The sequence below is a fragment of the Devosia sp. Z11_6 genome, from assembly GCF_058133665.1.
In genome coordinates this window covers 507,765-529,985 of the sequence record NZ_JBYUNQ010000001.1, presented here as the reverse complement: position 1 = coordinate 529,985, position 22,221 = coordinate 507,765, and the positions used below count along the sequence as shown (strand labels likewise).

The following is a 22,221-nucleotide window of genomic DNA, read 5'->3' as shown; positions in this document are numbered from 1 at the left end:
CCCGGAGCCAGCCGATGAAGTTTGCGCCCCTCCTTGCCACCGCCCTGGCGCTGTTCAGCCTTGCCCTGCCTGCCGGCGCGCAAACCCCCGGGGGCGTCTGGACCTCGTCCTTTGTCATGGAGGGCGCGCCCAAATATCCTGAAGGCTTTGCCCATTTCGATTACGTCAATGTCGATGCCCCCAAGGCGGGCTCGGTGCGGCTGGGGGGCATGGGGGGTTTTGATACCTTCAACCCTATCCTGCCCAAGGGCGAACCGGCCGGCGGCATTGGCCTGCTCTATGAAACCCTCCTGACCCCCTCCCTCGATGAGGTCAGCGCTTATTACGGCCTGCTCGCTGAAAGCCTGCAGATCGCTCCCGATTATGGCGCCGTCACCTTCCGCATGAACCCCAAGGCCCGCTGGCACGATGGCGAGCCGGTGACGGCCGAGGACGTGGTGTGGTCCTTCCAAAAGAGCATCGAGCTCAATCCGGACCGCGCTCAGTATTATGCCAATATCGAGAAAGCCGAGGTCACCGCTCCCGGCGAAGTCACCTTCACCTTCAACCAGACCGGTAACCGCGAACTGCCCCTGATCCTGGGCCAACTCCAGGTCTTTCCCCAACACTGGTGGGAAGGCACCGACGCCAATGGCAAGCAGCGCGATATCGGCCAGTCCACCCTCGAGCCACCCTTGGGCTCCGGTCCCTATCGCCTGGCCAGCTTCGATGCCGGCCGCACCGTCACCTATGCTCGAGTCGAGGATTATTGGGGCGCCGATCACCCCACCCAGATCGGCCAGAACAATTTCAACGAATACCGCATCGAGTATTTCCTCGATCTGACCGTGCAGTTCGAAGCCTTCAAGGGTGACCAGTTCGATTGGTGGAACGAGAACTCTGCCCGCCGCTGGGCCACCGCCTATGATTTCCCCGCCGTCAAGGAAGGCCGCATCGTCCAGGAACTCTTCCCCCAGGATTATGCCAATTCCGGCCTCATGATCGGCTTTGTGCCCAATCTGCGTCGCGAAAAATTCCAGGATCAGCGCGTGCGCCAAGCCCTCAACTACGCTTTCAACTTCGAGGAGCTGAGCAACACCCTGTTTTATGGCCAGTATGAGCGCGTCGACAGCTACTTCTTCGGCCTGCCCTTCCGCTCCACCGGCTTGCCCGAGGGCGAGGAACTGGAAGTGCTGGAATCCGTGCGCGACCTCGTGCCCGCCAGCGTCTTCACCGAGCCCTACACCAATCCAGTCGGCGGCGATCCAACCAAGCTGCGCGCCAATCTGCGTACCGCGCTCGGCCTCCTCACCGACGCCGGCTACCGCCTCGAGGGCAACCGTCTCATCGATGCCAATGGTCAGCAGCTGAGCTTTGAAATCCTGCTCAACGGCCCCACCATCGAGCCTGTCGCCGCCAACCTCGTCACTAACCTCGCCCAGATCGGCGTCGCCGTCTCGCTGCGCACCGTCGACAGCCCGCAATACATCAACCGCCTGCGCTCCTTCGACTACGACGTCACCTATGCCGGCTGGCCGCAATCCTTCTCGCCGGGCAACGAGCAGCGCTACTTCTTCGGCTCCTCAACGGTCAACGAAGAGGGCTCGCAGAACTATGCCGGCATTGCCGATCCCGGCATCGATGCGCTGATCGACAAGCTCGTCGTCGCCGATGACCGCGCCACCCAGGAAGCCGTCACCAAGGCGCTCGACCGGGTGCTGCTTGCCCATCATTTCGTGGTGCCGTCCTATTCCCTGCGCACCTCGCGCATCGCGCACTGGGACCGCTTCAGCCACCCCGAGCCCCTGCCCGAATTCTCCAGCGGCTTTCCCACCATCTGGTGGTGGGACGAAGCCAAGGCCGCCAAAACCGGCGGTGCTCGCTAGCAAAAAAACCAGGCCGGCAACAGCCGGCCCTCGCCGCACAGCAATCAGGCAAGGGCTTGACCCGCCCTCAACCGCGATTGTGACCCCGACCTTGAGCCAGGGCCCATCCTGATCTTGCAGAGGGCGCCCCTATACAACGCCCCCCACGGCACCAAAGCTAAGGGCGAACCCCCGCCTCCCCCTTGAGGGGAGGGGCCGGGGGTGGGGGTCCCTCAGCAACGCACCGATCCTTCCCGACCTCAGCTCTGAGCCGGGGTCCAGCACGAGATCGCTCGGCTAACCAACACAGGCAAGCCCCCTCAATAATCCTTCTCGTAATACACCCCGAGCGCGGATTCCCCGTTCTGCCCGGCAGCGCCCGTCACCTTGAGGTCGTCGGTCACATCGAGATTGATCGTCACCCGGCTCTGCCCGCCGGCACCAGCCTGCACGCCCAGATACACATTGTCCTGGATATAAGTGCCGGCTTGCACGGCCACATTGCCTTCCGCGTCGGTGACCACATCGAGATCATCGAGCCCGGCAGCACCGCGCAAAGAGTCCACGAGGCCCCCGCCGCCGCCGCCCATCAGTTCGGCCGCCGCGCCCGCCAGCCGCGCCAGCTGCAGCGGCGACAGCTCGCCCATTGAGCGCTTGAAGATCAGCCGCGCCAGCACTTCATCCTGCGGCAACACCGGATTGGAGGTGAAGGTCACCTCGACATCCGACACCCGGCCGGCGACCGTGACGAACACCGTAATGTCGTCGCCCTCGGTGCTCGCGACAAAATTGATCACGGGATCCAGGTCGCCCACCAGCGTGACAATGCCGCTATCAAACACGATGCGCTGACCCAACAGGCTCAACCGCCCGCGATTGAGCTCGAACGCCCCCACCGGCTGAATATCGTTGAGCGGTCCGGTGAGCCGCACCGTGCCCCCCACTTCCGCATCAAGCCCGCGGCCGCGCACAAAGATCTGGTTGGGTGCGTTAACATTGACATCAAGCACGACGCCGGCTGGCCGCGTACGCGGCACCGGTGCCCCGCCGCGGGTGGTCACCTCCGCCCGGGCCAGGGTTTGCGCCACATCGCGCGGCGGGCGCACATGCTCCACCTCGACCAGCGCCGCACCGCCACCGAAATTCTCGGGCACGGTGATATTGGCTTCCTCTACGAGGAGATTCCCGCTCAGCAGGGGCGAACCGGTCAGATTGCCCGTCAGTGCCAGATCGCCCGATGCGGTCGCCACGAACAGGTCGCCATCGGCGTACCGGGCCGAACGCAGCGCCAGCCGCAGATCAGCCGGGAAACCACCGGTCAGTCCCACCGTACCGGAGGCCGCAACCGTGCCCCCCGTGGCGAGCTGCGCCCCAAGGCTATTGATCGCCAGCTGCGTGCCCGAAAGGCTCGCCGAGCCGGTGATCCCCACCAGCCGCAGATTGAGCTCCGGATCGACATAGCCAGCATTGCTGGTGGAAACCGAGCCGCCAAATTGCGGCGCCTGCAGGCTCCCCCTCACCTGGGCGTCAAGTTGCACCGTGCCGCTCAACTGCGCGCCGCGATCGGCGACGAAGCGGTTGGCCAGGGTCAGCGGCGCCGCCCCCTGCAAGCGCAGATCGAGCCCCTCGCCCGCCAGCGGCACGCTGCCGCTACCCGAAACGGTCAGCCCGCCCGCGCCATTGGCCTGCACCGACCCAAGCCGCACCACCCCCCCGGCAAAACTGCCTTCGGCGGTCAGCGCCAGCGGGGCCACCCCATAATCGCGGATCGCGGCTGCATTGATCCCCGCCCCCCGTGCGGTAAACTGCACCTGCGGATCGCTGCCGCTGCCGGTAATGCGGGCCTGCCCATCGAGCGTTCCCGCCAGGCCCAAATCCGGGGCCACCGCATTGGCTATCGACAGCGGCAGGGAATTGACCTCGAGCGCAATGTCGAGCACCTCCCCGGCCGAGCCGGTCGCTGTGATCGAGCCCGACCCAACATCGAAGCGCACTGCCTGCAGCGCAACATTGTTGCCACTCACCTGCAGCACGGTTGGCTGCGCCAGGCGCGCCGAAAGTTCCCCTTGCGCCAGTTGCGCCCGATCGAGCGCCAGCCGATAGCCGCCGTCCACCGGAGCCAGCGATCCCGCCACGTCCACATCGGTGCCCGTCGCCAGCCGCGCCTGTGCGTCAAATGCAGTGGTGTCGCCGGTCTGGTTCGCAGTCGCCGCCAGGGTTTCCACGGTTACGCCACCCACCGCCACAGTGCTGGCATTGGCCCGGCCATTGACCGCCGGCACCCCGAAGAGGTCGCCGATCTCGGCGGCAAAATCGGCCGCGCCGACCTGGATATCGTTGATGCGCAGCCCCGAAACATCGCCGCTGACGCTGGCATTCTGCTTGCCATCAGCGCCCGAGAGCACCGCCCGCGCATTGACCGCGCCGCGCGCTTCCACCAGCGCCAGCGCTGCCGCCACCGAAATATCGGGGGCCGCGACCACGAGATCACCATCGATCAGCCCGCTGGCCACATTGCGCACCAGCCCGCCAGTGATTTCCGCGCCCACAGTCTGGAACGCAATGTTGCGTAGAGCCTGGGTATCGGCATTCACATCCACATCGGCCCCGAGGCTCGAGCGGTGTCCGTCCACAAACGCGGTGCCGGTAACGGCGCCCGCGAGCCGCGCGTCCTGGTATTGCCCGGCAAAACCCAGCGCCGCTTCGCGCAAGGGCCGTCCGGCCAGCGTGCCACTGGGAATGGTGGCGTCAAGATCAAGCGCAATCACCCCCTCCTGGCCCTTGGCGGTGCCGACAACACTGAGCGCGCCGGTTGCTTCGGGCGAGAGCAGCGCCAGGTCGGCCAAGCCGAGATTGAAGGTGAAATCGGCCGCGCTGGACGAGAAGGTGCCGTCCGCCAGTACCTGCACCTGCTGGTTGGCGATGCGGAATTCCTTGGCGGTCAGCCCCGCCTCGGTGCGCGCCACCAGGCCGGATAGGGCAACCTCGCCCTGCAACAGATTGTCTGCCAACTCGTCATCGATCTTCAGATCGCGCCCGGTGCCGTCGAGTTCGAGCGTGAACACCCCGGTCACCGGCATGACGCTGCCGGTCGCCCGCAGCGTCAGCCCGCCATCGAGCTCCCGCCCAGCCAGTCCCGAGAACGGCGCAATGCTGGCCGTTTCGATCGCGATGTCGCCGGTAAAATCGAGGCCCGAAATCGTCCCTGACAGCGCCGCCGTCAGCGCTTCCCCGACAACGCGCAACTCGGCGAGCTCAACGGGCTGGCCGGCATTCCATAGGCCCGCAATGCCAACCCCGATGCCGTCGCCCAGCGCCGCTTCCACCTCGGGTGAGGCTGCAATGCCGCCCAGCGTGCCATCACCATTAAAGGTCAGGCGGCGAGTGGCCGGGTCGGACAGATTGGCCGCAACGCCACCCAGATTGAACGCCAGCGTATCCGCTGCAAAGCCCTCGGTCGCATATTGCGTTACCGAAAAGCTCGAACTCCAGTCCTCGCTGTCGCCCACCCCGTAATCCACTGCGAGCACGGCCGATTGCACCGTAGTTGCGGCGCCCGGCACCGGCAGCGTCACCGGCGCGCCTGTGCTGTCCGCGATATTGGCGCGCAGCACCAACTCACGCAGGAAATTGTCCGGCGTGGTTTGCGCCGAAGCTTCCAGCGCCAGTTGCCCGCCGCTCAGCCGCAAGCCACTGATGCTCAACCCGCCTTCCGAGCGCACCAGCGCATCGGCCGACAGCACCGATTCAGCGCCAAAGAAGGGCCGGTAAGGCTCGGCCACCAGCATGGCGAGCGGCCCGCGCACATCCAGGTCGATATTGTGCCCCTCGCCCGTCTGGGTAACCCGGGCGCCGCCCGACAGCGCGGTTTGCCCATTGGCCACCAGCGTCAGCTGCGTTTGCAGCCCGGCCACCGGGCCCGATCCCGTCAGCCGCAGTTCCACCGCGGGCCGCCCATCGATGCGCAACAGATTGGCCAACACGCCGTTTTCGGGCTCCACCAGCGCGAGCGCCAGCTCGATGCTGCTGGTTTCATTGCTATAGGCAACATCGAGATCGAGCGTTCCGCCCGGCCCGTCGAGCCGGATAATATCGAGCTGCGCATCAAGATTGCCGTCTGCGAGCGTAAACCCGCCGGCCAGCGAAATCTCGGACGCCAGACCAAACACGTCCTCGCCAAAGCTCACCCGCGGAACGGCCAGTTCCTCAATGGTGATGGCGACGGGAAATTCAGGCACGCTGAACGGCACGGCCTCAGGGGCCGGCAGGTCGAGCTGGTCATTGGGTATGGCATTGCGAAGGTATTCGATGGAATCGGCTGCAAGCGAACGCACTTCAAGGCGCCCCAGCAGCAGCGCGCCCTGGTTCCAGTTCAGCCGCGCATTATTGACGCGCAGCCATACGCCCTCCGCGTCGGCTATGGTGATCTCGCGGATCACCACATTGGAGCCGAGCGCCCCTTCGATATTGGACAGCTGGATTTGCCGCTCAGGGGTCGACAGCCGATCCTGCACGAAATTGGTGATCCAGTTCTTCTGCTCTTCTTCGCCCCCGTCCTGGGACAGCGACAGCGCCGTGGCGCCAAACAGGAGCGCGAGCGCCAGAACCACAAGCGCCGCAAACCGCCGCCGAAAGAACGGGAAAAGTGCCATCAAAAGCTTTGTCCTATGCCGACATAAATGGCGTAGTCAGGGTCTTCGTCCCGCTTGTTGAGCGGCACAGCCACGTCGAGCCGCAACGGCCCAAGGCCCGTGTAATAGCGCAGCCCGAGGCCCGCGCCCAATTGCAGGTCATCAATGCCCGGGAATTCGTCTGCGGCCACATAGCCCCCGTCGAGAAACGCCACGGCACCGATCGTGTCGGTAATCTTGGCGCGCGCTTCGATCGAGCCTTCCAGCAGATAGCGACCACCGGTGACAATCCCATCGGGGCCTTCAACGCCGATGGACTTGAACCCATAGCCACGCACCGAGCCGCCACCGCCGGCAAAGAACAGCCGGTCAGGCGGAATTTCCGCCAGGTCCGGGCCTGCCAGCAATCCGCCCTTGAGCCGCCCGGCCAAAACGAACCGCTCATCCTCGCCAAAACCCCAATAAGCGCGCCCTTCAACCGTCAGCTGTGCCGCCGCATTGCCATAGCTCAGCTCGTAGAACGGCTCGACATTGCCCGCGAGGTAAAAGCCTCCGGTCGGATCGACCTTGTCGTCGCGCGCATCGTAAACGGCGCCCGCATAAACACCGAGCAGCGAGAAATCGCGCGTGCCGAAATCATCCTCGTATCGGCCCCGCTCATAGAACGTACCGCCTTCAACGGTCAGTTGATCCGAGAAGATATGGGTTAGCCCGACCCGCCCGGTCGCCGATGTCTCGATATAGGTTGGATTGACCGTCCGCTCGGCCGAAATCACCGCCACCAGATCCGTATCGGGCGTCCAGATCCCGGGCTTGGTGAAGGTGCCGCCAAAGAAATAATCGAACTCTTCGGTTTCCACCGGATAAGCAATGCTCGCAACGCGCGCATCGAGCCGCAGCCGCTCGGCCTGCCCGAAGAGGTTGCGCCAAAGGTGATACCCTTCCACTCCCAGCCCATCGATGCTGGAATAGCTGGCGCCCACGCCAAAGCGGCGCCCGGGCAATTCCTGCACCAGCAATTGGTAAGGCAGCAAACCATCCGCGCCCACCGCTTCGGCCGCTTCAAACCGGGCCGAGCGGAACACTTCGAGCCGGTCGAGGCGCTTTTGCGCCCGGTCCAGCGTATCGGGATCGTATTCCTCACCCACTTCGATGCCGGTCTGGCGGCGCACGAACTCGGGGTCCATCCGCTCGGTACCCGATACGGTGATGTCACCAAACCCGGCATGCCGGCCCGGATCCACCGTGATCGCCACATCTACCGTGCGTGTCGCGTGATCGGCCACGACCTCGCGGCTGCGAATCTGCGCCTTGGGGTAGCCTTGTTCCTGCCAAGCCTCGATAGCTAGTTTTTCAGCCGCGAGAATGACACTCGACTTGGCCACCTCACCGGACCCAAAGCCGCGCTCCTCGGGCAGCTCCACCAGATCCGCGGGATCGCTGGTCAAGGGCGCTTCGTTGACCACTGCAACCCGGTTGAAGTTGAACAGCGGACCCGGATCCACGGTAATAACGACCCCCACCGGGTCGGGCAGCGACACGTCAGGCGCAAGATCGCTCGCTTCGCGTCCCGCCACGAGGACATGGACCGTGCCGCCGTAATAACCTTCATTATAAAGCGCGGCGATGATCCGTCGGTAATCGCCCCGCGCCTTGGCCAGCAACCCGGCTGCACCTGAAGCAGGCTCGTCCGCATCGGCCACGAGAGCCGAAGCATTGCGTACCGCGCTTTCCACCTCCCCTTCGCCCGCGACGGTGACCTCGACCGTATAGGGCTGCGGATCGGCAATCACCGCCTCGGCATCCGCCTCCGTCTGGTCTTCAAACAGCTTGATGCCGAAAATCTCGAACGCGGCAGCCGCCGGCACAAACACCGGCCCGGCTAAGGCCGCAGCAAGACAAAGGGCGCTTAAACTCGTTACAATCCGCGCGTTTTGCAGTGAACCCGCCCCCAGTTCGCCTGCGCCGCCACCAAGATTGGTCGCCCGCGCCAGGCCTTCGCTCATCGTCCCGCACCGGCCAGACAGGCCTGCAGCAAGCCTGTTTACCTTACCGGGCAGTGTAGAGCGACCCCAGCGCCGGAACAACCGGTCCGCGCAATTTGTTCCTAATTGTGACCACCGGAGTTGCGGATTCGCCGCACCCCCTGAAGACATGGTTAGCACCGGGTTAACGCCGCCCGCCCGCTTGACCCCTGCCGCGGCCCAGTCCACGTTCCCGGCTCGCCCACACCATTTGTAGGACCCCTCATGTACCAGATGCTCGACCCCACGCGCTTTGTTGTCTTCATCACCGGCGCGACCTCGGGCTTTGGCGCGGCAGCTGCCCGCCGCTATGTCGCTGCGGGCGCCAAGGTCATTGCCACCGGCCGCCGCACCGAGCGCCTCAAAGCCCTGCGCGACGAATTGGGTGCAGAGAACTGCCACATTATCACCCTCGACATTCGCGACCGCGCTGCGCTTGAGGCCGCCATTGCCGCCCTGCCCGCGCCCTTTGCCGGCATCAACATCGTCATCGCCAATGCCGGCCTTGCCCTCGGGCTCCAGCCCGCCGCCCAAACCGATATCGCCGACTGGGACACCATGGTCGCGACCAATATCAACGGCCTGATGTATACGGTCCGCGCCCTCCTGCCCGGCCTCATCGCGCGCGGGGGCGGCCACATCGTCACCCTGGGCTCGGTCGCCGGCGATTACCCATATCCCGGCGGCAGCGTTTATGGCGCGACCAAGGCCTTCGTGAAACAATTCGCCCTCAACCTGCGCTCCGATGTGCAGGGCAAGCAGGTGCGCGTCACCAATATCGAGCCGGGCCTCACGGAAACCGAGTTTTCCCTTGTGCGCTTCAAGGGTGACGAAGCCCAGGCCGGCAAGCCCTACCAGGGCACCCAGCCCATGACCGCCGAGGACATCGCCGAGTCCATCTTCTGGACCACGACCCTGCCCGCCCATGTGAACGTCAACCGCCTCCAGCTCATGGCCACCACCCAGGCCTTTGCGCCCTTCGACATCTACCGCGAAAGCTGATCGCCCCGCCCCAACTTGGCACCGCGCCAGCCAGCGCTTATGCTGGCGCGGTCTTCCCCCTGGATCTGCCCATGTCTTCGCCCATTGATCGCACGACCCTCGACCTCTGGCACGTCATTGCCGCCACCGATGAAGTGCCCCAGGGCCTTGTGGAAACCACCATGCTCCTTGGCCAAAAGCTCGCGCTCACCCGCGATGCCGCGGGCAATCCCGTGGTCTGGCGCCGCACCGATGAAGAGCAAGGCGACGAGATCGACCCCGCCGAAATCACCGAACGCCTGCCCGTGCGCACCGGCTATGGCTATACCTGGACCAGCCTCGGCACCCCGCCCGCCGAGCTCTTCCCCATCCCCGAATACAGCGAGCCTGACCGCGTCAACATGAGCTGCGGCTCCATCGGCATCCATGTTTCGGCCCCCCGGGCCGTCGAAAACTTCCTCGATATGGGCCACTTCCCCTATGTCCACACCGATATCCTCGGCTCCGAGCCTCATACCGAGGTCAAGGAATACGACGTGGAAGTCTCCGAAGAGCGCGACGAAGTGCTGGCCACCCGTTGCCGCTTCTTCCAGCCCCGCGCCGCCCTGTCAGCAACCGAGGGTATCGAGGTCGAGTATGTCTATCGCGTCCCCCACCCCTTCTGCTCGGTGCTCTACAAATCCTGCCCCGAGGATGAATCGCGCCGCGACGTCATCGGCATTTTCCTGCAGCCCGTAACTGAGGAAAGCTGCCGCGCCCATCTGCTGCAATCGATGATCGACTCGACCTCCACCATCACCGATCTGCGCCGCTTCCAGCAGACCATTTTCGGTCAGGACAAGCCGATCCTCGAAAACCAGTTTCCCAAGCGCCTGCCGCTCGATCCTCGCGCCGAAACCCCCATCCGCGCCGATAAATCCGCCATCGCCTACCGCCGCTGGCTCAGCCAAAAAGGCATCACCTACGGCACCATCCCCGTCGCGGGATAAGCGGGGAACACCGAAGGCGAGACGGCGCACGCTAAGAGGAGACAACAATGTCACCAGTCAAGCAGTCGTCTCCCTCCCCCCTGAGGGGAGGGATCAAGGGTGGGGGTTCAGGCCCGTCCGCAACTCCTCAAGCAACGGGCGAACCAAAACTCCTCTCCGGCGGTAATCCCCAAATCCCCAAAGGCCACGGCAACGAGCCAATCCAGGCCTACCTCGCCGCCATGCCCGGCTGGAAGCGCGCCGTCGGCGAGCAACTCGATAGCCTGATCACGGCCGCCCTTCCCGGCGTCTACAAGGCCGTCAAATGGAACTCCCCCCTTTACGGCGCCGCCGAAGGTCGCTGGTTCCTCTCGCTCCATTGCTTCAACAAATACGTCAAGGTGACCTTCTTTGACGGCCACGCCCTGACCCCGCCCCCGCCGGTCGTCTCCACCCAACCCAAGGTCCGCGCCTACCATATCGGCGAACACGACCCCATCGACCCCGCCCAGTTCACCGCCTGGATCCACCAGGCCGCCCAACTCCCCGGCGAAAAGATGTAATCGGGCTGAGCCCCTTCTTCACCCTCCCCCTCCCGGGGAGGGCCGGGGTGGGGGACGCGAGCCCCGGACCTCAGTGCTCGACCGAAACCATCCGTCCGAGAGCCATCGGCCCCATCGCCTCCCTCCCCCTTGAGGGGAGGGATCGAGGGTGGGGGTTCAGGCCCCTCCGCGGTCCGGATTTCGAAGCAAAGCACATATTCAGCACTTCCAGCTCCCCCAACGCCATCCGCTTCTGCCCTTCCCTCCCCCTTGAGGGGAGGGACCGAGGGAGGGGGTCCCTCAGTCACTCACCGCGCCACCCCCTCCCGACCCCCTCTCCTCAATCGGGATCACAGCCCCGCCGACAACCGCCCCTGCGACCCTCTTTCTTCACCCGCCCCCTTGTGAACAGCCCCGCCCTAAGGGTAACCCTCACCAAGGTCTCCCGTACGCCAGGAGAGCCCCGCCTGTTTGCCCCCGATCGTGGCGCGATCCCCACTTGCCCTGGGTTGACCCATGCCCCTAGACCTCGACGACACCACCTGGCATCCCATCGCCTCGAGCGATGACCTGCCCTTCCGCCATGTCTATCAGGGCCAGCTGCTGGGCCGCGAACTGGCCGTCTGGCGGGCCGATGACGGCAATGTCAATGTCTGGGAAAACCGCTGCCTGCACCGTGGCGTACGCCTCTCGATCGGCATCAACGAGGGCGCCGAACTTAAATGCCAGTATCATGGCTGGCGCTATGCCAATCGCTCGGCCGGCTGCACCTATATCCCCGCTCACCCCGCCGACGCGCCGGCGCGCCGCATCACCAACCGCACCTATCCCGCCCATGAGGCCTTTGGCCTCGTCTGGTCCGCCGCGACCGAGGCCCAGCCCTTTGCCCCATTCAACGGCAGCGATAGCGCCGACTGGTTCGCGCTGCGCCCCGTTCCCCTCAACGCCGCCCCCCAAGACGTGGCGCTCGCTCTGGAAAAATACCGCTTCCAGCCAGCCGAGGCGCTGGCTGGCGAAGCCGCCCGCACCATGATCGAGCGCCTGTCGCCCCTTTCGATCCGCCTCACCGCTCAGTCGGGTGAGGTCATCGAGCGCGCCGTGTTCTTCGTGCAGCCCGTCGACGCCGGCCGCGCCGTGATCCGGGGCCTCATCGAAGGCTCGCAGGCCCGCCCTCTTGCCGTGCTGCGCCACCACAACGAGCGCCTAACGCAGCTGCGCGACCACGTTGAGCGCGCCGCCCGTCGCAAGCCCGCGCCCGAGCCGCTGCAGCCCGCCTTCGCGCCTGTTTCAGCCGAACTCTCCACCATGCCCGATATCGCCGTGCCGCGCGGCAACACCCTGCGCGTCGTGGTCAAGCGCAAGTGGGACAGCGCCGATGGCATTGTCGCCTTTGAGCTCGCGGCGCTCGATGGCGGCCACCTGCCGACCTTCCAGCCCGGCGCCCATATCGATCTGCACCTCCCCAACGGCCTCGTCCGGCAATATTCCATCACCAATGGCCCGGGCGACCTGCTCAGCTACACCATCGGCGTCAAGCGCGAGAGCGCCTCCAAGGGTGGCTCGCAGATCCTCATCGAAAGCGTCAGGGAGGGTGACGTGCTGGCCATCAGCGAGCCGCGCAACAACTTCCCGCTGCGCCGCGACGCCACCCGCACCGTCCTCATCGCCGGGGGCGTCGGCATCACGCCGATCCTCTCCATGGCTCGCTTCCTCGACAAGTCCCACCTGCTCTATGAGCTGCATTACTTCGTGCGCCAGGGCGAACACGCCGCCTTCCGCGCGGAACTGGGGCAGTTGGCGGGCAAGATCACCACTCACATCGGTCTTTCGCGCGAAGACAGCGGCCGCACCATTGCCGGGGCCCTGGGCCACTGGAGCCGCGCCCAGCATGTTTATATCTGCGGCCCCGCATCCATGCTCGAAACCGTTCGCACCACCGCGGCCGCCCAGGGCTGGCCCGATGAGGCCGTGCATTTCGAATATTTCAAGAACGACAAGGTCATCGACCAGTCCTCGGCCTTCGAGGTGGAACTGGCCCGCTCGGCCATGACCCTGCAGATCCCTGCAGGCAAGACCATCCTCGAAGTGATGCGCGAAGCGGGTCTGCAAACCCCCAGCTCGTGCGAACAGGGCGCCTGCGGCACTTGCCTCACCGCCGTGATCGCAGGCGAAGTCGACCACCAGGACGTTTATCTCAACGAAACCGAAAAACGCTCCAACACCGCCATGCTCACCTGCGTCAGCCGCGCCAAGGGCAAGCGGCTGGTCCTCGACATTTGATGCTGGCGTTGATTGCACAGGATCTCTCGGCGCCATCCCTCCCCTCCCCCTTGAGGGGAGGGGCCGGGGGTGGGGGTCCATCAGTCAATAACAGCCCCCTCACCCAGCGCACCCTTTTCCGGTAGAAGACCGAGCCCCACCCATGACCATCACGCTTTACGATTTCGAGCTCTCCGGCAATTGCTACAAGCTGCGCTTGCTGATGAGCATTCTCGGCCTGCGCTATGACATCGTGCCGGTGGACTTCTTCCCCGGCCGCCAGCACAAATCCGAATGGTTCTTGCGCCTCAACCCTTTCGGCCAGCTGCCCGTGCTGGTCGATGACGGCCTCACGCTTTCGGACTCCGGCGCCATCCTCGTCTATCTCGCCAAAAAGTATGACGCCTCCGGCCAGTGGTTCCCCGAGGACCCTGCGCTCACCGCCGAAGTGCTGCGCTGGCACGCCGTGGCCGATGACATCACCGCAACCAGTTCCGCCGCCCGCCTGGCGCTCGGCTATGGCTATGATTTCGACGTCGAGAAATCCCAGGCCGGCGCCCACCGCATCTTCCGCATCTTGGACGAGCATCTCTGGTTCGGCGAACGCGAAGGGCGCGACTGGCTCTGCTCGCCCGCCCACCCGACCACTGCCGACATCGCCTGCTTTCCTTATGTGATGCTGTCCGAGGAAGGCGGCATCAGCCGCGCCGATTACCCCGCCCTGCGCCGCTGGAGCGACCGCGTCCGCCGCATCCCCGGTTTTGTGGTGATGTCCGGCATCTTCCCGGCCGGCCGCCCGCTAGAAACCGTCCAGCAGTAAGCCCCTTTCTTCACCTCCCCTTCAACGGCGGAGGGCGGGAGGGGTAAGGCGAGCCCCATCGCCTTGACTGGGTAAGCCGAGGGTGGCCATGCGCCTCCTCAATACCGCACGCCGCGCTTGGCTTTGATCTGCGCAATCCGCTCCCCATCGCTCGCCTGCAAAAACCGGCCGCGCTCGAGCAGCTCCAGCGTATATTCCTCATAGGTCAGCCCCAGCAGCGCGGCGCGTTCCGCCCGCATCCGCGCGATCTCCATCGGCACGCCGTAAAACGCCTGCTGCTTGGCCGCCTTCCATTCGAAATAGGTGCCGATGGAGCCATTGCCCCATTCATGCTCGGGCTCGTCCAGCGGCGGCCCGCCATTGCCCTCTTTGCCAGCCAATTATGCCTCGATGCTTTTTACCCGACAGGCGGATAGCGATGCTCCTGCCCCTGCCAGTCCCGCACCGTAAAGCATCCATCCCCGCCCGCAATCGCCGCTTTGCCGATATCAGCCTTGCCGTGGCCGCCGGGCAGGTCGAGCACATAGGTGGGCTGCGCCAGCCCCGAAATGCGCCCGCGCAACGCTGCCACCAGCGCCTGCCCCTCCTCGATGCCGACCCGGAAGTGGCTCGTCCCTGGCGCGAGGTCCGGGTGGTGCAGATAATAGGGCTTGATCCGGTTCTCGACAAAACAGCGCATCAGCGCGGCCAGTGTTTCCACGTCGTCGTTCACGCCCTTGAGCAGCACCGACTGGCTGACCAGCGCAATGCCCCCATCGGCCAGCCGCGACACCGCCGCCCGTGCCCCCGGGGTGAACTCCCGGAGATGGTTGGCATGCACGGCAAGATAGGTGGTCTTGCCGCTCGCCTTGAGCGCTGCCACCAATTCATCATCCACCCGCCCCGGCTCCACCACCGGCACCCGCGTATGAAACCGCACCACCCGCACATGCGCGATCTCGGCCAGCTTCTCGGTGATCGCCCGCAGCCGCCGCGGCGACAGCACCAACGGGTCGCCCCCGGTCAGGATCACTTCCCAGATCTCGTCATGCGCGCGGATATAATCGAGCGCCCGCTCCAGCGCTTCGGGCGCGAGCGTTCCCAGCCCCTGCGGCCCCACCATTTCGCGCCGGAAGCAGAACCGGCAATACACCGGGCACACATGCACGGCCTTGAGCAAGACCCGGTCGGGATAGCGATGCACGATCCCCTCGACCGGCGAATGGCTGAGATCCCCGATCGGGTCGGCCCGCTCCTCGGGCGTCGTGTGCAACTCCGCCAGCTGGGGGACGAACTGCGCCGCAATCGGGTCCGCCGCATCCGCAGGATCGATCAGCTCCACGAGCTCAGGCGTCAGGGCAATGGCATAGCGCGCCGCCACCCCCTCGAGCCCCGCCACCGCGCCCGGCGCCACCAGCCCTGCCGCCGCGAGCTCGCCTGCCGTCCGGATCGGCCGCCCTTCGCTCATGCGCCAAACTCCGTCACCGGCACCCATTGCACCAGGTCGATCCGCGGTGCTCCGGTCGCCAGCATCACCAGCCGGTCGAACCCCAGCGCAATCCCGCTCGCCGCCGGCATCAGCGCCAATGCTGCCAGAAACTCCTCGTCGATCGGGTAGCGTTCCCCATACAGGCGCTGCTTTTCATTCATCTCGGCCTCGAAGCGCATCCGCTGCTCCTCTGGATTGGTCAACTCCCCGAAGCCATTGGCCAGCTCCACCCCGCAGGCATAAAGCTCGAACCGTTCCGCCACCCGCCCATCGTCCGCGCATCGCCGCGCCAGCGCCGCTTCCGCCGCCGGATACCGATCAAGGATCGTCACCCGCCCTAGCCCCAGATTGGGCTCGACCTTCTCGTTCAACACGAGGCTGAAGAGATAGCTCCAGCTATGCTCCGCCGGCACCTGCAGCCCCTGCCCCCGCATCTGCGCGGCCAGCGCTGCCGCATCCGTCTCGCCCTCGGCGTTCATCGTCGCCAAAAGATCAATCCCGGCGAAGCGTGCAAACGCGTCCACCACGCTCAGCCGCTCCGGCTCGGCGACTGGGTCGGCTTCCCGCCCGCGAAACCGCAGCCGCTCCGCCCCTGTCGCCGCGACCGCCAAGCGCAACAGCGCCATGCAGTCATCCATCAGCGCGGTATAGTCCTCGCCCACCCGATACCATTCCAGCATGGTGAACTCGGGCGCATGCAGCGCACCCCGCTCGCGATTGCGCCAGACATGCCCGAGGCTGGCGATCCTGTGCTCGCCTGCCGCCAGCAGCTTTTTCATCGCAAATTCGGGGGAGGTATGCAGGAACGCGCGATGCCCCACCCCGTCATTGCCAATGGCAGTGGTCTCGAACGCATGCAGATGGGTTTCATTGCCCGGCGAGCGCTGCAAGCCCGGCGGATCCACGAGGAGAAAGTCGTGCTCGGCCAGGTATCCCCGCACCCCCGCCTCGATCCAGTTGCGCGCCAGCAGCACGGGCCGACGGTCCCGATGCAGCTCGGGCGTCCACCATGGCGATGCGGCAACTGGCAAGGATTGGCGGGGCAACTGCGCCTCTTTCATGCTCGGGGCTGGTGAATTTGCCGGATTTGGGGTATCGGGCGGCACCGAACAACCCATCCACGTCCCGGCCGGCGCTCTGTGCCAACGCTTTAGGCCGCCCGGTCGGCGTGAACAAGGAAGAAATAATGGTCAAGGTCATCGCCTCTTCGCTGCGCAAGGGCAACGTCGTCGAGCAGGACGGCAATCTGCACGTCGTCCTGACGGCTGAGAACGTGCATCCCGGCAAGGGCAACTCCATCACCAACGTCAACATGCGTCGCATCAGCGATGGCGTGAAGGTCGTTGGCCGCTGGCGCACCGTCGAAATGGTCGAAAAGGCCGACGTCGATGACCGCGAATACGACTATCTCTACTCCGATGGTGAAGGCCACCACTTCATGAATCCGGAGAACTACGAGCAGATCACTGTGGCCGATGACGTGATCGGCGACCAGAAGGCCTATCTCATCGACGGCATGAAGGTTCACCTCAAGACCTTTGAGGGTACTGCCCTTTCCATGGAATTGCCCCAGCGCCTCACCTTCGAAATCGTCGAAACCGAACCCGTGGTGAAGGGCCAGACGGCGTCCTCCTCCTATAAGCCCGCCGTTCTCAACAATGGCCTGCGCGTCATGGTCCCGCCCCATATCGGCGCCGGCACCCGCATCGTCATCCTGACCGAAGACAATTCCTATGTGGAACGCGCCAAGGACTGATCCCTGCCGCCCACTCCAGCTTACGCAGCGGGCCCCTGTTCGGGGCCCGTTTGCTTATGCGTCGTCGTCTTCGATTTCCTCGGCCACATCGCGCCAGATCTCTTCGGCGCGGCCAATGGGCGTGCCTTCCGCCAGCCAGCGGTCATAGGCCATCTGGCGCAAATGCATTTCCTTGGCCTTGACCCAGTACTCAAAGCTTCGCCCTTCCGGGCGGCCATCCTGTTCCCACAGAAAATAGGCCGTGTTCCTGACCGCCTCGGCCAGCTCGGTATTCTTCAGCATCTGATTGGTCAGTCACCCTGTGACGTTGTGAACAACCGCCAGCTCCCGCTGCCAGCGACTTGCCATATGTTAGCTTGCCACGAGCCGCTCGCGAAAGCCTTCACCTAGGTTGGTTATCGCCGATTTGATGGCGCCATGCGTCACCCTAGCTTGGTCCGGGCGCTTCGGCCCGCCCAAGCTCAGCCGCAAAGCGCCTGTAGACGCTTGAGATCGGGCACTTCGACTTGCCGGTTATGGGTCACCTCGATCACCCCGAGCTGGCGCAATTTGCTGATCTGCCGGGACACGGTTTCAAGGGTAAGCCCCAGAAAATCCCCGATATCGGCCCGCGTCAGCGGTAGCTCGAACCGGGCGCCCGCCTTGAGGTCCGCCACTGGATCCGAGTGCGTGGCCAGCAGGTAAAGAAAGCTCGCGAGCTTTTCCTGGGCGCTCTTGCGCCCCAGCGTCACCATCCAGTCTCGCGCTTCGTCCAGTTCGCGCAGCGTTTGCTGCATCAACCGATGCTCGAGCGCCGGGTTCTCCGCGATCAATCCTTCCAGCGCCCGCTTGGGCACCACGCAAAGCTCCACCGTCGACGCCGCTTCTGCCGCCACTGCATTTTCGTATCCGAACAAGCGCCCCAGGAAATCGGGAGCGAACTGCAGCCCCACCACCTGCTGGCGACCGTCCTCCAGCAGCTTGGTGAGCTTGACCACGCCGCGCATCACATTGGCATAGGACTGGATCTTGGTGCTTTCCCCGATCAGCTCGGTTCCGGGCTCGTGGCGCGCCTTGTGCGTCGCCTTGGCCAGCGCCACCAATTGCTCGGGCTCCAGCACGCCGCACATGCCCCGGTGCCGCGCTTCGCAACTGCGGCACAGCACTGGCACGTCCGAATTGTGGATATCCTTGCGATCCGCAGCCATGCGCACTCCTGCTAAACGCTGTGTTTAGCGGCGATGCGCCCTAAAAACCAGTGGACAAGCCGTGATCCAGTCGCAACGCTGGGCTCCACTTCCTGGAGGACCACACTGTGCCCGCATCTACGCTCACCATTCCCGGCCTTGCCGGCAAGGCCGTTCTGATAACCGGCGCCTCGACGGGCATCGGCGCCGCCCTCGCCCAGGCCTTTGCCCAGCAGGGCGCTCTTGTGGGCCTGCACTACAACAGCAGCGCCGATCAGGCCACCACCCTGGCCCAGTCCATCGAAGCCGCCGGCGGCACCGTCTTCCTGGTTCAGGCCGATGCGTCGCGCCAGGGTGAACTGGCTCGGGCCGTCGAAGACACCGCCGCACGCTTCGGCCGCTTGGACGGGCTCATCAACAATGCCGGCGGCATGGTCGCACGCCAGCCTTATGCGGAATGGACCGACGAGCTTTATGACGCCGTCATGGACCTCAACGCCCGCTCGGTGCTCTCGGCCACCCGCGCGGCCATTCCGTACCTCAAGCGCAATGGTGGTTTCATCATCAACACCACCTCGATCGCAGCGCGCAACGGCGCCAGCAATGGCGCGGGGCTTTACGGTTCCTCCAAGGCCTTTATCGGCAATGTCACCCGCGGCATGGCCAAGGAGCTGATCCCCTTTGGCATTCGGGTCAATGCCGTAGCGCCCGGGGTGATCACCACGCCCTTCCATGAGCGCTATTCCACCCAGGCTCAACTTGATGCCGCGCTCGCCACCATCCCGCAGGGCCGGCTGGGCGTCGCCGAGGACTGCGTCGGCGCCTACCTGTTTCTGGCCTCCGACGCCCTGTCGTCTTACATCATCGGCCAGACCATCGAGGTTAATGGCGGCCAGTTGATGCCCTGATCGACCCACGCTGCCGCACCGCAATTTTCCCCGCCGATCGCCCCCAAAGCGGTCGGCGGCGTTCATTCCAGCCGCCCAATCGAAATGCTTAGCCGCCCTCCGGAGGGCTGCGCCCAATGCCTCATCAGCATTACCACAGATAAATCTGCGGATCGGCGCAATTTTCCGTAGTTTATCTCAGGCGGAAGCCATCCCTTGCCAAGCATAGCAGGCTTGACAACTAGCCGCGGAAGGCGAGTACTTGCCCCATCGCCGCAGCAACAAAATTGTTGCGGCTTTGGGAGGAAACAATGCAACTCACACCCCTTTTCGTGGGCGCCTTCACACTTGCGCTCGCCGCTTCTGCATCAGCCCAAACGCTCACCATCGCGACCGTCAACAATGGCGACATGGTGCGCATGCAGGGCCTGTCGCCCGCCTTCACCGAAGAAACCGGTATTCAGCTCAATTGGGTGATTTTGGAGGAGAACACCCTGCGCCAGAACGTCACCACCGACATCGCCACCAATGGCGGGCAGTATGACGTGATGACCATCGGCACCTATGAAGCGCCGATCTGGGCGCGCCAGGGCTGGCTGGTGCCGCTCGACGTGCTGAGCGCCGATCCCGAATATGATGTCGACGACATTCTCCCCCCGGTGCGCGCGGGCCTCTCCTACGAGGACAAGCTTTATGCCGCCCCGTTCTACGCGGAATCCTCCTTCATCATGTACCGCAAGGACCTGATGGAAAAAGCCGGGCTCACCATGCCCGATGCGCCCACCTGGGAGTTCGTAGGCCAGGCCGCCCGCGCCATGACTGACCGCGCCAACGACATCAACGGCATCTGCCTGCGCGGCAAGGCGGGCTGGGGCGAAAACGTCGCCTTCATCACCGCCATGGCCAATAGCTTTGGTGCCAGTTGGTTCGACGAAAACTGGCAGCCCCAATTCGATTCCCCCGAATGGAAGGAAACGCTCGACACCTATCTGGCTCTCATGGCCGATGCTGGGCCGTCCGGTGCATCCTCCAATGGCTTCAACGAAAACCTGACCTTGTTCCAGCAGGGCAAGTGCGGCATGTGGATCGACGCCACGGTCGCGGGCTCGTTCGTCACCAATCCCGACGATTCCACCGTCGCCGATCAGGTCGCCTTCGCCCTGGCGCCCGATGCCGGCCTCGGCAAACGCTCCAACTGGCTCTGGGCCTGGTCGCTGGCCATTCCCAATTCCAGCCAGCAAAAGGAAGCGGCCGAGCAATTCATCAACTGGGCGACCAGCAAGGACTATCTCAATACCGTCGCCGCACAGGACGGCTGGGCCAACGTGCCTCCCGGCACCCGCACCTCGCTCTATGAAAACGCGGAATACTTGGAAACCGCGCCCTTCGCGCAGATGACCATCGACTCCATCAACGCCGCCGACCCAAGCAAGCCCACCGTGAACCCGGTGCCCTATACCGGCATCCAGTTCGTGGCCATTCCCGAGTTCGCCGGCATCGGCACCAATGTCGGCCAACTCTTCTCGGCCGCCCTTGCTGGTCAGATGAGCGCCGACGACGCCCTCGCCCAAGCCCAGGACGCCACCCTGCGCGACATGACCCGCGCCGGCTACATCAAGTAATCCTCCACTCCGCTGCCGCCCGACCGGTCGCGCGCGCGATCTGCCAGGCGGATATTCACACGCCTCCAGAGGAACTGAGCGCGCGGCTCCTGCCCTTCCCTCCCCCTTGAGGGGCTTTGGAGCGGCCCGAAGGGTCAAATCGCTCCGGTGGAGCGATTTGAGCGAGAAAGGCCAGGAGAGCTATGCTCGACTGGCAATCGAGGGTGGGGGTCCCTCGGTGGTTCACTGCACCGCCCCCAACCCACTCCTTCCCAAAAGGGAGGAAGCCAAACCGCCGACTCACCGGGCAAAACGGACAAAAAGCATGGCCACAGCCCAGACCCGCACCCTGTCGCGCCTCATGATGGCCCCGGCCGTCTTGGTGCTCCTCGTCTGGATGATCGTGCCGCTGGTGATGACCCTGTGGTTCTCGTTCCAGAACTACAATCTGCTCAATCCGATGATGACCGGTTTCGCCGGTTGGGCGAACTATGTCTATGTCATTGGCGATCCCAGCTTCACCCAGGCTCTCGTCAATACGCTGCTGCTGGTCGGGGGCGTGCTGCTGATCACCGTCATTGGCGGCACCTTCCTCGCGCTGCTGCTCGATCAGCCCATCTGGGGCCAGGGCATCTTGCGCATCATCGTCATCTCACCCTTTTTCGTCATGCCCCCGGTCGCCGCGCTGGTCTGGAAAAACGGCTTTATGCACCCGGGCTATGGCATGCTGAGCCACCTCTGGCGCGCCTTTGGGCTGCAGCCGATCGACTGGTTCAACCAGTTTCCCCTGCAGTCCATCATCGTCATCGTCGCCTGGCAGTGGCTCCCCTTCGCCACCCTGATCCTGCTGACGGCTCTCCAGTCCCTCTCCGAAGAACAGCGCGAAGCCGCCGAAATGGATGGCGCCAAGGCGGTCAACCGCTTCCGCTACATCATCCTGCCCCATATGGCCCGGGCGATCACCATCGTGATCCTGATCCAGACCATCTTCCTTTTGGGCATTTTCGCCGAAATCCGCGTCACCACCGGCGGCGGGCCCGGCTACGCCTCCACCAACCTCACCTTCCTCGTCTTCCGCACCGGCATCCTCTCCAACGACATCGGCGCCGGCTCCGCGGGCGGCGTGGTCGCCGTCATCCTCGCCAACATCGTCGCCATCTTCCTGATGCGAGCCGTGGGAAAGAACCTCGATGAGTAGCTCATCAAGCAAGACGCTCGCGCCATGCCCTCCCTCCCCCTTGAGGGGAGGGCCGGGGTGGGGGTCTGCGAGTGGT

Annotated in this window: 17 protein-coding genes; 10 read left to right on the top strand and 7 right to left on the bottom strand. The window is 64.6% G+C overall.

Features of this window, described 5'->3' with window-relative positions:
* Window positions 1–14: 14 nt before the first annotated feature.
* Entirely contained in the window at window positions 15–1,865 is a 1,851-nt protein-coding gene (locus AC3YMN_RS02470) for an extracellular solute-binding protein (RefSeq protein WP_489888798.1), read from the top strand.
* A 299-nt stretch (window positions 1,866–2,164) separates the two neighbouring features.
* Here the strand turns inward: AC3YMN_RS02470 and AC3YMN_RS02465 are convergent, their stop codons facing one another.
* Window positions 2,165–6,496, bottom strand: coding sequence for a translocation/assembly module TamB domain-containing protein (locus AC3YMN_RS02465; protein ID WP_489888797.1), 4,332 nt, complete (start codon window positions 6,494–6,496; stop codon window positions 2,165–2,167).
* Window positions 6,496–8,481, bottom strand: coding sequence for an autotransporter assembly complex protein TamA (locus tag AC3YMN_RS02460; protein WP_489888796.1), 1,986 nt, complete (start codon window positions 8,479–8,481; stop codon window positions 6,496–6,498). The genes AC3YMN_RS02465 and AC3YMN_RS02460 overlap by 1 nt, the downstream gene beginning before the upstream one ends.
* 243 nt (window positions 8,482–8,724) lie before the next feature.
* Between AC3YMN_RS02460 and AC3YMN_RS02455 the strand changes: the two genes are divergently transcribed.
* From AC3YMN_RS02455 to AC3YMN_RS02435, 5 genes are all read left to right on the top strand, one after another.
* Entirely contained in the window at window positions 8,725–9,501 is a 777-nt protein-coding gene (locus AC3YMN_RS02455; protein ID WP_489888795.1) for an SDR family NAD(P)-dependent oxidoreductase, read from the top strand.
* A gap of 71 nt (window positions 9,502–9,572) precedes the next feature.
* Entirely contained in the window at window positions 9,573–10,469 is an 897-nt protein-coding gene (locus AC3YMN_RS02450; protein ID WP_489888794.1) for an aromatic ring-hydroxylating oxygenase subunit alpha, read from the top strand.
* A gap of 47 nt (window positions 10,470–10,516) precedes the next feature.
* Entirely contained in the window at window positions 10,517–11,011 is a 495-nt protein-coding gene (locus AC3YMN_RS02445; RefSeq protein ID WP_127753826.1) for a DUF1801 domain-containing protein, read from the top strand.
* Between the two features lie 495 nt (window positions 11,012–11,506).
* The gene (locus tag AC3YMN_RS02440) at window positions 11,507–13,270 is read left to right on the top strand and encodes a Rieske 2Fe-2S domain-containing protein (RefSeq protein WP_489888793.1); all 1,764 of its coding nucleotides are present in this window, start codon (window positions 11,507–11,509) and stop codon (window positions 13,268–13,270) included.
* 142 nt (window positions 13,271–13,412) lie between these two features.
* Window positions 13,413–14,069, top strand: coding sequence for a glutathione S-transferase family protein (locus AC3YMN_RS02435; protein ID WP_489888792.1), 657 nt, complete (start codon window positions 13,413–13,415; stop codon window positions 14,067–14,069).
* A gap of 98 nt (window positions 14,070–14,167) precedes the next feature.
* Here AC3YMN_RS02435 and AC3YMN_RS02430 read toward each other — a convergent pair whose 3' ends face one another.
* Genes AC3YMN_RS02430 through epmA form a run of 3 tightly spaced genes read right to left on the bottom strand, consistent with a single transcriptional unit; the run spans window position 14,168 to window position 16,598 of the window.
* On the bottom strand, window positions 14,168–14,449 hold the full coding sequence (locus AC3YMN_RS02430) for a hypothetical protein (RefSeq protein ID WP_489888791.1): 282 nt from the start codon (window positions 14,447–14,449) through the stop codon (window positions 14,168–14,170).
* Window positions 14,450–14,466: 17 nt separating this feature from the next.
* Window positions 14,467–15,516: a lysine-2,3-aminomutase-like protein gene (locus AC3YMN_RS02425; RefSeq protein ID WP_489888790.1), complete on the bottom strand. Its 1,050-nt coding sequence runs from the start codon at window positions 15,514–15,516 to the stop codon at window positions 14,467–14,469.
* Window positions 15,513–16,598, bottom strand: a complete 1,086-nt coding sequence (epmA, locus tag AC3YMN_RS02420; protein ID WP_489888789.1) for an EF-P lysine aminoacylase EpmA — start codon at window positions 16,596–16,598, stop codon at window positions 15,513–15,515. Before epmA ends, AC3YMN_RS02425 begins: the two co-directional genes overlap by 4 nt.
* A gap of 125 nt (window positions 16,599–16,723) precedes the next feature.
* Here epmA and efp point away from each other — a divergent pair, with 125 nt between their 5' ends.
* Complete coding sequence (gene efp, locus AC3YMN_RS02415) at window positions 16,724–17,293, top strand: elongation factor P (protein WP_127753832.1); 570 nt, start codon at window positions 16,724–16,726, stop codon at window positions 17,291–17,293.
* A 54-nt stretch (window positions 17,294–17,347) separates the two neighbouring features.
* Here the strand turns inward: efp and AC3YMN_RS02410 are convergent, their stop codons facing one another.
* Window positions 17,348–17,575 (bottom strand): DUF2934 domain-containing protein, encoded by a 228-nt coding sequence (locus AC3YMN_RS02410; RefSeq protein WP_127753833.1) that lies wholly within the window; start codon window positions 17,573–17,575, stop codon window positions 17,348–17,350.
* A gap of 179 nt (window positions 17,576–17,754) precedes the next feature.
* Window positions 17,755–18,480 (bottom strand): Crp/Fnr family transcriptional regulator, encoded by a 726-nt coding sequence (locus AC3YMN_RS02405; protein WP_489888788.1) that lies wholly within the window; start codon window positions 18,478–18,480, stop codon window positions 17,755–17,757.
* Window positions 18,481–18,587: 107 nt separating this feature from the next.
* Between AC3YMN_RS02405 and AC3YMN_RS02400 the strand changes: the two genes are divergently transcribed.
* The 3 genes from AC3YMN_RS02400 to AC3YMN_RS02390 all read left to right on the top strand — a co-directional run bounded on the left by AC3YMN_RS02400 (window position 18,588) and on the right by AC3YMN_RS02390 (window position 22,145).
* Complete coding sequence (locus tag AC3YMN_RS02400) at window positions 18,588–19,367, top strand: SDR family NAD(P)-dependent oxidoreductase (protein ID WP_489888787.1); 780 nt, start codon at window positions 18,588–18,590, stop codon at window positions 19,365–19,367.
* A gap of 290 nt (window positions 19,368–19,657) precedes the next feature.
* Window positions 19,658–20,968, top strand: a complete 1,311-nt coding sequence (locus AC3YMN_RS02395; RefSeq protein WP_489888786.1) for an ABC transporter substrate-binding protein — start codon at window positions 19,658–19,660, stop codon at window positions 20,966–20,968.
* A 304-nt stretch (window positions 20,969–21,272) separates the two neighbouring features.
* Window positions 21,273–22,145 (top strand): carbohydrate ABC transporter permease, encoded by an 873-nt coding sequence (locus tag AC3YMN_RS02390; protein WP_489888785.1) that lies wholly within the window; start codon window positions 21,273–21,275, stop codon window positions 22,143–22,145.
* Window positions 22,146–22,221 lie beyond the last annotated feature (76 nt).

Bases quoted from the DNA above. Each gene is read 5' to 3' on its own strand.
- AC3YMN_RS02395 (WP_489888786.1), top strand. From the start codon at position 19,658: ATGCAACTCACACCCCTTTTCGTGGGCGCCTTCACACTTGCGCTCGCC.
- AC3YMN_RS02450 (WP_489888794.1), top strand. From the start codon at position 9,573: ATGTCTTCGCCCATTGATCGCACGACCCTCGACCTCTGGCACGTCATT.
- AC3YMN_RS02390 (WP_489888785.1), top strand. From the start codon at position 21,273: ATGGCCACAGCCCAGACCCGCACCCTGTCGCGCCTCATGATGGCCCCG.
- AC3YMN_RS02455 (WP_489888795.1), top strand. From the start codon at position 8,725: ATGTACCAGATGCTCGACCCCACGCGCTTTGTTGTCTTCATCACCGGC.
- epmA (WP_489888789.1), bottom strand. From the start codon at position 16,598: ATGAAAGAGGCGCAGTTGCCCCGCCAATCCTTGCCAGTTGCCGCATCG.
- AC3YMN_RS02435 (WP_489888792.1), top strand. From the start codon at position 13,413: ATGACCATCACGCTTTACGATTTCGAGCTCTCCGGCAATTGCTACAAG.
- AC3YMN_RS02445 (WP_127753826.1), top strand. From the start codon at position 10,517: ATGTCACCAGTCAAGCAGTCGTCTCCCTCCCCCCTGAGGGGAGGGATC.
- AC3YMN_RS02465 (WP_489888797.1), bottom strand. From the start codon at position 6,496: ATGGCACTTTTCCCGTTCTTTCGGCGGCGGTTTGCGGCGCTTGTGGTT.
- AC3YMN_RS02410 (WP_127753833.1), bottom strand. From the start codon at position 17,575: ATGCTGAAGAATACCGAGCTGGCCGAGGCGGTCAGGAACACGGCCTAT.
- AC3YMN_RS02440 (WP_489888793.1), top strand. From the start codon at position 11,507: ATGCCCCTAGACCTCGACGACACCACCTGGCATCCCATCGCCTCGAGC.
- efp (WP_127753832.1), top strand. From the start codon at position 16,724: ATGGTCAAGGTCATCGCCTCTTCGCTGCGCAAGGGCAACGTCGTCGAG.
- AC3YMN_RS02425 (WP_489888790.1), bottom strand. From the start codon at position 15,516: ATGAGCGAAGGGCGGCCGATCCGGACGGCAGGCGAGCTCGCGGCGGCA.
- AC3YMN_RS02405 (WP_489888788.1), bottom strand. From the start codon at position 18,480: ATGGCTGCGGATCGCAAGGATATCCACAATTCGGACGTGCCAGTGCTG.
- AC3YMN_RS02460 (WP_489888796.1), bottom strand. From the start codon at position 8,481: ATGAGCGAAGGCCTGGCGCGGGCGACCAATCTTGGTGGCGGCGCAGGC.
- AC3YMN_RS02470 (WP_489888798.1), top strand. From the start codon at position 15: ATGAAGTTTGCGCCCCTCCTTGCCACCGCCCTGGCGCTGTTCAGCCTT.